The 12,906-nt window shown below is 59.2% G+C and carries 8 protein-coding genes; 5 read left to right on the top strand and 3 right to left on the bottom strand.

Annotation, left to right across the window (positions count from 1 at the left end):
- Positions 1-32 precede the first annotated feature (32 nt).
- Entirely contained in the window at positions 33-1,400 is a 1,368-nt protein-coding gene (gene radA, locus AC1DSG_RS11015) for a DNA repair protein RadA (protein ID WP_007946583.1), read from the top strand.
- A 117-nt stretch (positions 1,401-1,517) separates the two neighbouring features.
- Here radA and AC1DSG_RS11010 read toward each other — a convergent pair whose 3' ends face one another.
- Positions 1,518-1,886: a PilZ domain-containing protein gene (locus AC1DSG_RS11010; RefSeq protein ID WP_477790909.1), complete on the bottom strand. Its 369-nt coding sequence runs from the start codon at positions 1,884-1,886 to the stop codon at positions 1,518-1,520.
- A 160-nt stretch (positions 1,887-2,046) separates the two neighbouring features.
- On the opposite strand from AC1DSG_RS11010, the gene AC1DSG_RS11005 reads away from it, so the two are divergent.
- From AC1DSG_RS11005 to yjiA, 3 genes are all read left to right on the top strand, one after another.
- Positions 2,047-4,113 carry a carbon starvation CstA family protein gene (locus AC1DSG_RS11005; RefSeq protein WP_477790908.1) on the top strand — a complete coding sequence of 689 codons (2,067 nt, stop codon included), beginning with the start codon at positions 2,047-2,049 and terminating at the stop codon, positions 4,111-4,113.
- Between the two features lie 15 nt (positions 4,114-4,128).
- Positions 4,129-4,326 carry a YbdD/YjiX family protein gene (locus AC1DSG_RS11000; RefSeq protein ID WP_007895266.1) on the top strand — a complete coding sequence of 66 codons (198 nt, stop codon included), beginning with the start codon at positions 4,129-4,131 and terminating at the stop codon, positions 4,324-4,326.
- A gap of 122 nt (positions 4,327-4,448) precedes the next feature.
- On the top strand, positions 4,449-5,420 hold the full coding sequence (yjiA, locus tag AC1DSG_RS10995) for a GTPase (protein WP_477790907.1): 972 nt from the start codon (positions 4,449-4,451) through the stop codon (positions 5,418-5,420).
- A gap of 75 nt (positions 5,421-5,495) precedes the next feature.
- Here yjiA and glyA read toward each other — a convergent pair whose 3' ends face one another.
- A complete protein-coding gene (gene glyA / locus AC1DSG_RS10990) occupies positions 5,496-6,749 on the bottom strand; it encodes a serine hydroxymethyltransferase (RefSeq protein ID WP_477790906.1) in 1,254 nt (417 codons plus the stop codon).
- 232 nt (positions 6,750-6,981) lie between these two features.
- A complete protein-coding gene (locus tag AC1DSG_RS10985) occupies positions 6,982-10,830 on the bottom strand; it encodes a sensor domain-containing protein (protein WP_477790905.1) in 3,849 nt (1,282 codons plus the stop codon).
- A gap of 247 nt (positions 10,831-11,077) precedes the next feature.
- On the opposite strand from AC1DSG_RS10985, the gene ettA reads away from it, so the two are divergent.
- A complete protein-coding gene (ettA, locus tag AC1DSG_RS10980; RefSeq protein WP_477790904.1) occupies positions 11,078-12,742 on the top strand; it encodes an energy-dependent translational throttle protein EttA in 1,665 nt (554 codons plus the stop codon).
- The last annotated feature ends 164 nt before the right edge of the window (positions 12,743-12,906 follow it).

Here is a 12,906-nt window from a genome sequence, read left to right as displayed (position 1 = left end):
AGCTATCATCGCGGTTTTTGCCGGGAGTTCAGATGGCCAAGGCCAAACGCATGTACGGCTGCACCGAGTGTGGCTCAACCTTCCCCAAGTGGGCCGGCCAGTGCGGCGAGTGCGGAGCCTGGAACACGCTGACCGAAACCATGGTGGAAAGCGGTGGCGCCGCCGCCCCGAGCGGACGCACCGGCTGGACCGGCCAACAAGCCCAGATCAAGACCCTGGCCGAAGTCAGCGTCGAAGAAATCCCGCGCTTTTCCACGGCCTCCAGCGAACTCGATCGGGTGCTGGGCGGTGGCTTGGTCGACGGTTCGGTGGTGCTGATCGGCGGTGACCCGGGTATCGGTAAGTCGACCATCCTGTTGCAAACCTTGTGCAACCTCGCCAAGAGCATGCCAGCGCTGTACGTCACCGGCGAAGAGTCGCAGCAGCAAGTGGCCATGCGCGCCCGCCGGCTGGGTTTGCCGCAGGATCAACTGCGGGTGATGACCGAAACCTGCATCGAAACCATCATTGCCACGGCCCGGCTGGAAAAGCCCAAAGTCATGGTGATCGATTCGATCCAGACGATCTTCACCGAACAACTGCAATCGGCGCCGGGTGGCGTCTCCCAGGTTCGCGAGAGTGCGGCCTTGCTGGTGCGTTATGCCAAGCAGAGCGGCACGGCGATTTTCCTGGTGGGCCACGTGACCAAAGAAGGCGCACTGGCCGGTCCTCGCGTGCTGGAGCACATGGTCGACACCGTTCTGTATTTCGAAGGCGAATCCGATGGGCGTTTGCGTTTGTTGCGCGCGGTAAAAAACCGTTTCGGAGCGGTCAACGAATTGGGTGTGTTCGGCATGACGGACAAGGGCTTGAAAGAAGTCTCCAACCCTTCGGCGATTTTTCTCACCCGCGCTCAGGAAGAAGTCCCGGGCAGTGTGGTCATGGCGACGTGGGAAGGGACACGACCCATGCTGGTGGAAGTCCAGGCACTGGTGGACGACAGCCATTTGGCCAACCCGCGGCGGGTCACGCTGGGGCTGGATCAGAACCGCCTGGCGATGTTGCTGGCGGTCTTGCACCGTCACGGCGGCATTCCGACCCACGATCAGGACGTGTTCCTCAACGTGGTCGGCGGTGTGAAGGTCCTGGAAACCGCATCTGACCTGGCGCTGATGGCGGCTGTGATGTCCAGTTTGCGCAACCGTCCGCTGCCGCATGATCTGTTGGTGTTTGGCGAAGTCGGTCTGTCCGGCGAAGTGCGCCCGGTGCCAAGCGGCCAAGAGCGCCTTAAAGAAGCCGCCAAGCATGGCTTCAAGCGCGCCATCGTGCCAAAGGGCAATGCGCCGAAAGAGGCCCCGCCGGGGTTGCAGATTATTGCGGTGACGCGTCTGGAGCAGGCACTCGACGCCTTGTTCGAATAAACCACAATCCCTGTAGGAGCGAGCCTGCTCGCGATGACGGTGGGTCAGTGAAAAATATGTCGACTGACACTCCGCTATCGCGAGCAGGCTCGCTCCCACATTGGTTTTGTGGTGGTTTCAATCTTCGATAAGGGCGCCCAACTCGCGCTCCAGTTCCTCAGGATCCCCCAGGTTGAGTTCAATCAACCGCCGCAGGCGCTCGATGGACTCCAGGCTGATGTGCTTGCAGACGAAGCCGAGTTGGCCATGATCATCGTGGGTCAGTTGCACATCCATTTTGATGGCAACCTCGTCGGTGAGGTGAATATCGACGAGAAAATGCCACTCTCGATTACCTTGCCACGGCTCGGGCTTCTCGATCAGCAGCCCCTTGAGCGAGAGGTCGATCAACTTCACCGGCCAGATGTATTCCCCCTGACTCAGCTCGGTCTTGGCATCGAACGCGATACGTTTGAAGCGGCGGCGGTCGGCTGCGTGTTCGCTCATGGCGCAATCCTCGAAAAGGTGCGCTGACTATAGACCCGCATTCTCAAGGCCTGCCAGCACAGACAGGCGTCTAGAGCAATGTTGGGGTATGGCCTTTGCTGTCAGGAGAGCTAAACTCGGGGTGGCTGTCTTTCTTGTCCACTCTGGCTGGAATCATAAAATGAAAAATAATAATAGCCCGCTACGCCACTTACCCTGGCTTCTGCTGGCAATCGTCGGTGCGTGCGCCTTGGGTGTAGTGGCATTGCGCCGAGGGGAGGCGATCAACGCTTTGTGGATTGTGGTTGCTGCGGTGGCCATTTATCTGGTTGCTTATCGCTACTACAGTCTGTTTATCGCTAACAGTGTGATGCAACTCGACCCGCGACGGGCCACCCCCGCCGTACTCAATAATGACGGTCTGGACTACGTTCCGACCAATAAACACATCCTCTTCGGTCACCACTTCGCGGCCATCGCCGGTGCAGGGCCTCTGGTCGGTCCGGTATTGGCGGCGCAGATGGGTTACCTGCCCGGTACGCTGTGGATAATCGCGGGCGTGGTGCTGGCCGGTTCTGTTCAGGACTTCATGGTGTTGTTCATGTCGACCCGCCGTAATGGCCGGTCTCTGGGCGACATGGTCCGTGAAGAAATGGGCCGCATCCCCGGCACCATCGCACTGTTTGGCTGCTTCCTGATCATGGTCATCATCCTCGCGGTGCTGGCGCTGATCGTAGTCAAGGCCCTGGCGGAGAGCCCATGGGGTATTTTCACGGTCATGGCGACCATCCCGATTGCGATGTTCATGGGCATCTACATGCGCTACATCCGCCCGGGCCGCATTGGTGAAATCTCCGTGGTCGGTGTGCTGTTGCTGCTCGGCTCGATCTGGCTCGGTGGGCAGATTGCTGCTGACCCGGTCTGGGCCAAGGCGTTCAGCTTCACCGGGATTGAGATTACCTGGATGTTGATTGGCTACGGTTTTGTTGCGGCAGTGTTGCCGGTGTGGCTGATTCTGGCCCCGCGTGACTACCTGTCGACCTTCCTGAAAATCGGCACCATCGTCGCCTTGGCGATCGGTATTCTGGTGACCATGCCCGAGCTGAAAATGCCGGCGCTGACCCAGTTCATCGACGGCACCGGGCCGGTGTGGAAGGGCGGCCTGTTCCCGTTCCTGTTCATCACCATCGCCTGTGGCGCGGTCTCGGGTTTCCACGCGCTGATCTCCTCCGGCACCACGCCGAAGCTGCTGGATAACGAAACCAACGCCCGTTACATCGGTTACGGCGGCATGCTGATGGAATCGTTCGTAGCCATCATGGCCATAGTTGCCGCCTCGGTGATCGAGCCAGGCGTGTACTTCGCGATGAACAGCCCGCCAGCCGTGGTCGGCGGCGATGTGGTGGCGGTGGCGCAAGCGGTCAGCAACTGGGGGTTTGCAATAACCCCGGAAGCCCTGCAAGCGGTGGCCCATGACATCGGCGAAACCACCATCCTGGCCCGTGCCGGTGGTGCGCCGACCCTCGCGGTCGGTATTGCGCAGATCCTGCACAGTGTCCTGCCGGGTGAAAACACCATGGCGTTCTGGTATCACTTCGCGATCCTGTTCGAAGCACTGTTCATCCTGACCGCTGTCGACGCCGGCACCCGTGCCGGTCGTTTCATGCTCCAGGATTTGCTCGGTTCCTTCGTGCCTGCACTCAAACGTACTGAATCCTGGACCGCCAACCTGATCGCCACTGCCGGTTGCGTGACCATGTGGGGATGGTTGCTCTACCAGGGCGTGATTGATCCATTAGGTGGCATCAACACCTTGTGGCCGCTGTTCGGCATCTCCAACCAGATGCTGGCCGGTATCGCGCTGATGCTCGGCACTGTTGTGCTGATCAAAATGAAACGCCAACGCTACATCTGGGTGACGTTGGTGCCCGCGGTCTGGCTGCTGATCTGCACCACCACCGCAGGCTTCATCAAGCTGTTCGACGCCAACCCGGCGATCGGCTTCCTGTCGCTGGCCAAGAAATACAGCGATGCGCTGGCCAATGGTCAGATCATCGCCCCGGCCAAGGACATCACGCAGATGCAGCACGTGATCTTCAATGCCTACACCAACGCAACGCTGACGGTGCTGTTCTTGTTCGTGGTGTTCAGCATTCTGTTCTTTGCCCTCAAGGTCGGCATTGCCTCCTGGGGTAAAAAAGAGCGTACGGATAAAGAATCGCCATTCCAAGCCCTGCCGGACGCGTAATCGAGGATTGCAAACATGTTCAATGACCTGAGTCGCCTCGGTAAATACCTCGGTCAGGCCGCGCGCTTGATGGTCGGCATGCCCGACTACGACAACTACGTCGAGCATATGCAAACCAAACACCCGGACAAACCGGTGATGAGCTACGAAATGTTCTTTCGCGAACGCCAGGAAGCTCGTTACGGTGGCAAGGGTGGGCCAAAGTGCTGTTGAAGCACGAGGCTTAGGTAACACAAACTTGTAGGAGCCTGGCTTGCCRGCGATAGCGATCTCGAAGACGCCATCGCTGGCAAGCCAGGCTCCTACAGTTTTTTCAGTGCATGGGAGACTTTCTTTTGCTACCCCCTATCCCGGTAACAATCCTCAGCGGCTTCCTCGGCGCTGGCAAGACCACGCTGTTGCGCCACCTGCTGAAAGCCGAGCACGGGCTGAAAATCGCCGTGATCGAAAACGAATTCAGTGATGCCGGTATCGATACCCAACTGCTGGGTGACGAGCCGGTACAAGTCATGACGCTGTCCAACGGCTGTGTCTGCTGCACCATCCACACCGATCTGACCAAAGCGCTTTATCTGTTGCTCGAACGCCTGGACCGTGGCGACATCGCCTTCGACCGTCTGGTGATCGAATGCACCGGCCTGGCCGATCCGGCTCCGGTGGCGCAAACCTTCTTCATCGACGAAGAACTGCGCGAGCGCTACATCCTCGATGGCATCATCACCCTGGTGGACGCGGCGCACGCCGACACTCACCTGACCCAAACCATCGCCCAGGCGCAAATCGGTTTCGCCGACCGCCTACTGGTGAGCAAGCGCGATCTGGTGGACGAAGCGACATTCGCCGCATTAAGTGAGCGCCTGACCCGCATCAACCGACGCGCACCGATCCGCGTTGTGGATCATGGCAAGATCGATTTGGCCGAATTGCTCGACGTGCGTGGTTTTAACCTGAATGCCGACCTCGGCGGTGGCGTGAGTTTGCGCCCGGTCAGCACGGCACCGTCCATCGACCGCATTTCCAGTCTGGTGCTGCGCACCGACAAGCCGCTGGATATCGACAAACTCAGTGAGTTCATGAACGAACTGTTGGAAGACCATGGCAAGCAATTGCTGCGTTATAAAGGCGTGTTGAACATTGCCGGCGAGCCGCGACGGATGGTGTTTCAGGGTGTCCTGAAATTGTACGGATTCGACTGGGACACGGATTGGGCGGACGATGAGTCGCGTGAAAGCGTGATCGTATTTATTGCCGATGATYTGCCGGAAGAGAAGATTCGCGAGGGGTTTGCGCGAGTGGCGGCGGAGTAGGGCTCATAGCGTGCAGACGAAAAAAAACCGGCCATCGCTGACCGGTTTTTTTATTGCTGTGGTTTAGCGGGCTGATTAAGCGCCGTACACCGGCAGCTTCTTGCAGATAGCCTTGACCTTCTCACGAACGGCGTCGATCACCGCTTCGTTATTCAGGTCTGCCAGGATGTCGCAGATCCAGCCGGCCAGTTCCTTGCACTCTGCTTCCTTGAAGCCGCGAGTGGTTACAGCCGGAGTGCCGAAGCGCAGGCCGGAGGTGACGAACGGGGAGCGTGGGTCGTTAGGTACGGAGTTCTTGTTCACGGTGATGAACGCTTTGCCCAGAGCGGCGTCGGCGTCTTTACCGGAGATTTCCTGCTTGATCAGCGACAGCAGGAACAGGTGGTTTTCAGTACCACCGGAGACCACGTCGAAACCGCGCTCGATGAACACGCCGGCCATGGCCTTGGCGTTTTTCACCACTTGTTGCTGGTAGGCCTTGAACTCAGGCTGCAGCGCTTCCTTGAAGCAGATCGCTTTGGCGGCGATCACGTGCTCCAGCGGGCCACCCTGGGCGCCCGGGAATACGGCGGAGTTCAGCTTCTTCTCGATGTCGGCGTTGGCGCGAGCCAGGATCAGGCCGCCACGTGGACCGCGCAGGGTCTTGTGCGTGGTGGTGGTCACGACGTCAGCGAATGGCACCGGGTTCGGGTAGACGCCAGCGGCGACCAGACCGGCCACGTGAGCCATGTCGACGAACAGGTAAGCGCCCACTTTGTCGGCAATTGCGCGGAAGCGAGGGAAGTCCAGAATCTGCGAGTAGGCAGAGAAACCGGCCACGATCATTTTCGGCTTGTGCTCAACTGCCAGACGCTCGACTTCGTCGTAATCGATCAGGCCGTTGGCGTCGATGCCGTACTGGATGGCGTTGTACAGCTTGCCGGAGGACGAAACGCTGGCACCGTGGGTCAGGTGACCACCGTGGGCCAGGCTCATGCCCAGGATGGTGTCGCCAGCCGACAGCAGGGCCAGGTAAACGGCGCTGTTGGCTTGGGAACCGGCGTGTGGCTGAACGTTGGCGTAATCGGCGCCGAACAGTTCTTTGGCTCGATCAATTGCAAGCTGCTCGACGATGTCAACGAACTCGCAACCACCGTAGTAGCGCTTGCCCGGGTAGCCTTCGGCGTACTTGTTGGTCAGTACCGAGCCTTGAGCCTCCATCACCGCTGGGCTGGTGTAGTTTTCCGAAGCGATCAGCTCGATGTGTTCTTCCTGGCGCTGAGCTTCTTGCTCCATGGCGGCAAAAAGGTCGGCGTCGTACTTGGCAATAGTCAAATCACGGCTGAACATGGCGGTCCTCAAGGATCGGGGGCAGAAAAGGGGGGCATTCTAACCCAACCGCTTTTAGAAGGGATATGAAACACAATCAGGTTGCGGATAAGCGGGCTTCAAGCCACAAGCCGCAAGCGACAAGTAAAAGCCGATTCGCTCTTGCTTGCAGCTTGCAGCTTGCAGCTTGCCACTTGAAGCTTGCAGCTTGCAGCTTTCTTCATGTTCGGCTGATCGGAGCTGTTAGCTCCAATCAGTCGAACATGAAGAGCGCATCATTGCTGTACTGTGCTTCAAACTGGCTGGGCGGCATTGGCCGGCCGAACAGATAGCCCTGAACCTCATCACAGCCATGCTCACGCAGGAAGTCCAGTTGCTCTTGGGTTTCCACGCCCTCGGCGATCACCGCCAGGTTCAGGCTGTGAGCCATGGCAATGATCGCCCGGGCGATCTGTGCATCCTGTTCACCGGACGGCAGGCCATCGACAAATGTACGGTCGATCTTCAGCACGTCGATCGGGAATTGCTTGAGGTAGTTGAGCGATGAATAACCAGTGCCGAAATCGTCGACTGCAATGCTCAGGCCAAGGTTTTTCAACCCGGCGAGAATCTGCATCGCCTCGCTGACTTCGCGCATCAGGATACTTTCGGTCAACTCCAGCTCCAGACACGCTGGCGGCAGGCCGGTTTCCTTGAGGATGTTGGCAATCCGCGTGCCCAACTGGCCATCGGAAAACTGTCGTGCCGAAATATTCACTGAAACCTTCGGCACAAGGACCTTGGTCTGGTGCCAGGTCTTGAGCTGACGGCAGGCTTCGCTGATCACCYAGTCACCGACATCCACCACCAGTCCGAGCTCTTCGAGCACCGGAATGAAGTCCCCCGGGGGCACCAGCCCGCGTCGCGGATGACGCCAGCGCAGCAAGGCTTCGGCACCGGTCAAGCGTTTGCCATCGCCGCTGAACTGCGGTTGGTAATACAGCACGAATTCGTTCTGTTCGAGGGCATGGCGAAGGTCGCTTTCCAGTTCCAGCCGCTCCAGGGCGCTGGCGTTCATGTCCGCCTGATAAAACTGGAAGTTGTTTTTGCCGCGTTCCTTGGCGTGGTACATCGCCGTGTCGGCGTTCTTCATCAACTGGCTGAGTTCGTTGCCGTCCTGCGGGCTCAGGGCGATCCCGATGCTGGCCGTGACGAAGAACTCGCGGCCTTCCAGCACAAAGGGCTTCACCAGGCTGGCGAGAATCTGTTCTGCCACATGAATCGCCCGGTTCAGCGCGATTTCGCGGTTGACCCGTGGCTGCAGCAGCAAGGTGAATTCATCCCCGCCCATACGCGCCACGGTGTCGTCATCGTCGACGCAGTCGAGCAGGCGCGTGGCCATGTCCTTGAGCATGCGGTCGCCGGCGGCGTGACCGAGGGAGTCGTTGATCGGCTTGAAACGGTCCAGGTCGAGGAACATCAACACCACCCAGGACTTCTGCCGTTCCGCCGATTGCAGCGCGGTGTGGAGGCGATCCTGAAACAGCGTGCGGTTGGGCAAATGGGTCAGGGCGTCGTAGTAGGCGAGGCGGTGAATCCGCTGTTCACTGGCCTTGCGTTCGCTGATGTCGCTGAAGAAACACACGTAACTGGCCAGATCCCCTTCATCGTCGAGCACGGCCGTGATGCCGACCCAGGCCGGGTAGTGTTCGCCATTGCGTCGCTTGAGCCAGACTTCGCCTTCCCAGGTGTTGTGCTGATGAAGTTGCTTGAGCACGTAGCGCAGATGCGATTCCTGATGCTCGTCGACGGTCAGCATGTTCGGCAACTGGTCGAGCACTTGCTCCACTGCATACCCGCTGACGCGACTGAACGCTTCGTTGACCTGAACGATGTAACCGGCCGGGTCGGTGATCAGAATGGCCGAGGTCGAATGTTCAAATACCGTGGCTGCCATGCGCAGGTCTTTCTCGGCCCGGCGCTGCTGGCTGATGTCGCGACCGACACCGAGCACGCCTTCGAATGCGCCGTGTTCGTCCCAGACCAGCACCACCCGCAGCTCGATGGGAATCTTGCGCCCGTCGGCCCGAAGGCAATCGAACAGGAACAATTGGGTGTGCACCTGGCCGCGCAACAGCGCCAGTTTTTCGGGTTTATCCAGCGCTTTGCTGACTCGATCCATCAGGCTGAAGAGGCCGGTCAGTTGCTGCTGGTTGGCGATGATCGATTGCCAGCCGTTCTGGAAGATCCAGTCCACGTCATATCCCAGCGCGGCTTGCACCGAGGGGCTGACGTAGTTGAGGGACATCTTGCTGTCGGTGGAGAAAATCACGTCGCTGATGCTTTCCGCAAGCATCCGGTAACGGCGCTCGCTGTCGCGTAATGACTCACTGGCTTCGATCTGGTCGGTGATGTCCTTGGCCACACCGATGATCCGCGTGACTTGATTGTGCTTGTCCCGTGCCAAGGCCTGTTCGCGAATCTCGAACCTGCGCCATTTGCCATCACGGTGGCGGAAGCGCAGTTGGCACTCCATCAATTGACTGTAGCCACCCTGGCGCTGGGTCTGGCGTGAGCGGTGGTAGTAATCGGTGTCTTCGGGGTGCAGCAGGATTTCCCAGAAATACTCACCCAATTGATGCAGTTCGGTGCGGTCGTAACCCAGGGTATGCCCCAGGTGGTGGTTGCTGAAAATCATCCGCTGGCTGATCACGTCCTGCACGTACAGGTGATCCGGCACGGTGCGCACCACATCGGACCAGAAGCTTTCACGTTCCAGCAGTGACAGCTCGATCAGTTTGCGGCTGGTGATGTCGGTGATACTCAGGATCACGGCTTTATAGTCGTCCTGATTGACTGGCAGGCGCAGGACCAGCCACAAATGCTGATCGCGGTGATTGGCGTCCTGTAGTTTGATTTCCAGTTCAAGCTGCTTCTGCTGGTTGAACACCGCTTCGAGCACTTGATTGCCGATGGCGGTGCCGTCCAGCGGGTTGCCGTCTATCAGCAGGTTCCAGGCTTGATCGCAAGAGTTGACGTTGAGCAGTTGCAGGGCAACCTGGTTGACCTCGGTGATACGCAATTCCTGAAGCAGTTGCCGACGTTGTGCCGGGGAATCAAGCCAGGTTTGCAATTGCTCGCGGCTGCTTAGCTGAGCCTTGTCGAAAAAGCTCCTGAGCCCGGCCACGTCGAGTACGCAGAGGGCAACGCCGGTGCCTTCGAAAATGTCCTGATAACGTCGACGCCCCTCATTCAGTTGGCGCTGACGCCGACGCATGTTCAAAAGTGCAATGAATGGCAGTAAAGAGAACGCCAGGCCCAGCAGGCATTTGCCAATGAATGCCGGCAGCAGGTCTTCGAGCACGCGTTGGCGATCGAACAACCCGCGCAGTTGCCAGTCGCTGTTGCTCAAGGGCACGGTCAGCACGCTGCTGGCCAGTTCATCCGGTGTCAGCACGGTTGGCTTGTTTGAGGGCAATGCATCATCGCGGCTTATGATCTGGCGATTGACCCGGTTTTCCACCAGCCACAGCGGGCGGATACCGGCTTCGTCGTGTTTGGTCAGGCCTGAGAAAAAGCTCGGCGTCAGGCGCAGGGCCCAATAGCCTCGGGTGCTACCGCTGGCTTGATGCAACAGAAGATGCACCACCGAACCGTCATCGGCGTTGCTGAAGTAGTGCGTCTGGGCGTGACTGCGCCGGACCAATTCACTCAGGTAATCGGCGTCCCGTGTGTCATCGGCGCTGTCACTGAGGATCTTTCCGGAAGGGCTGAGCAACGCCAGGCTGCGCAATTCGGGCAATGACCGTTGCAGCTTGCGCAGCAGCGCCTGCTGTTCGTCGGCGCTTTGCGGTTGTTCGACGATCGGTAGCAGGTTGAGGGCGATCTGGGCGTTGAGCGCCATGTTCAGGCTGACTTGCGCGGCCAGATCGGCGGTGTAATCGATGGTGTATTGGCGCTGGCTTTTCTGGGTTTCGCGAAGCTGGTCCAGCAACTGCCAGAACAGTAGGGAGAGCAGCAACAGGACCAGGGTGGCCAGTGTGCCCTTCAAGGTTCCGCGCAGGGGTGAGCCKGTCGCAGGGCTGGGAGCGCTCTCGGAAACGGGCGGAGTGGCATGAGACAAACTGAAATCCTGCGGTTTGGCTGGGCTGGCGCGACGTGCACTATATGTCGGACGCCCGAAGGGCGGCTAGCATGCCTTGAGTTGTGGCTAAGTGCCAGTCCAGCTCGGCTGGACTGCCTTCCGTCAATCAGGTAGCTTTGCCGGTTACGCGGGAGCGTTCCAGCTCCTAAACTCAGACTTTTTCAGCGGTCTGGTCGGGCTTCGCCTGCGCTCCAATCATTCATCTGTCACTGACCCAAGGTTCTCCATGGCTCAATACGTCTTCACCATGCATCGGCTGGGCAAAGTTGTTCCGCCGAAGCGGGAAATCCTGAAAAACATTTCTCTGTCGTTCTTCCCTGGCGCCAAGATCGGTGTACTCGGCCTCAACGGTTCGGGTAAGTCCACGCTGCTGAAAATCATGGCTGGCGTCGACACCGAGTTCGAGGGCGAGGCCCGCCCGATGCCAGAGCTGAACATCGGCTACCTGCCACAGGAACCGATCCTGGATCCGACCAAGACTGTGCGTGAAGTGGTCGAGGAAGCGGTCAGCGTGATCAAGAACGCCCAGGCACGTCTGGACGAGGTTTACGCGGCTTACGCTGAAGAAGATGCCGACTTCGACAAACTGGCGGCAGAACAGGCCAAGCTCGAAGCCATCCTGCAAGCCAGCGACGGTCACAACCTTGACCGCCAACTGGAAGTCGCCGCCGATGCGCTGCGCCTGCCGGCGTGGGATGCCAAGGTCGAATTCCTCTCCGGTGGTGAAAAGCGTCGTGTGGCCCTGTGCCGCCTGCTGCTATCGGCTCCCGACATGTTGTTGCTCGACGAACCGACCAACCACCTGGACGCCGATTCCGTCGCGTGGCTGGAGCACTTCCTGCACGATTTCCCGGGCACTGTGGTTGCGATCACGCACGACCGGTACTTCCTGGACAACGTTGCCGGCTGGATTCTGGAACTCGACCGCGGCGCCGGTATTCCGTACGAGGGCAACTATTCGGGTTGGCTCGAAGCCAAGTCCAATCGTCTGGCGGCCGAATCCAAGCAGCAGTCGGCTCACGAAAAAGCCATGAAGGAAGAACTGGAGTGGGTGCGCAAAGGCGCCAAGGCCCGCCAGTCGAAATCCAAGGCTCGTCTGCAACGCTTCGAAGAAATGCAATCGCAGGAATTCCAGAAGCGCAGCGAAACCAACGAGATCTACATCCCGGCCGGTCCGCGCCTGGGCGACAAGGTCATCGAATTCAAGAACGTCTCCAAGGGCTACGGCGATCGGGTGTTGATCGACAATCTGTCGTTCTCCATGCCTAAAGGCGCCATCGTCGGCGTGATCGGCGGTAACGGTGCCGGTAAATCGACCCTGTTCCGCATGCTGATGGGCAAGGAAACGCCGGACTCGGGCAGCATCGAAGTCGGCGAAACCGTGCAACTGGCGTGCGTCGATCAGAGCCGCGAAGACCTGGACGGCAGCAAGACCGTATTCCAGCAAATCTCCGACGGTTCGGATCAGATCCGCATTGGCAACTACGAGATCCCGTCGCGTACCTACGTCGGTCGCTTCAACTTCAAGGGCGGCGATCAGCAGAAGTTCGTCAAGGACCTGTCCGGTGGTGAGCGCGGTCGCTTGCACCTGGCCTTGACCCTGAAAGAGGGCGGCAACGTCCTGCTGCTCGACGAACCATCCAACGACCTCGACGTTGAAACCCTGCGTTCCCTGGAAGAAGCCCTGCTGGACTTCCCGGGTGCCGCCATTGTGATCTCTCACGATCGGTGGTTCCTTGACCGCGTCGCGACGCACATCCTGGCGTACGAAGACGACTCGCAAGCGGTGTTCTTCGAAGGTAACTACACCGAATACGAAGCCGATCGCCGCAAGCGTCTTGGCGAAGCGGCTACCCAACCGCATCGTGTACGGCACAAAAAACTGGCCTGATCCGGGCTGATTGCAGGAAAAGCGGAGCCTTCGGGCTCCGTTTTTTTTGGGGGCTTCAGTTGCACCGTGGCGTGGTCATGGCGAGCAGGCTCCCTCCCACAGGGATTATGTGATCGACACAAATCCACTGTGGGAGCGAGCCTGCTCGCGAAGCGGTGTCACTG

The organism is Pseudomonas sp. P5_A12, assembly GCF_056400685.1.
This window is presented reverse-complemented; position numbering and strand designations above follow the sequence as displayed.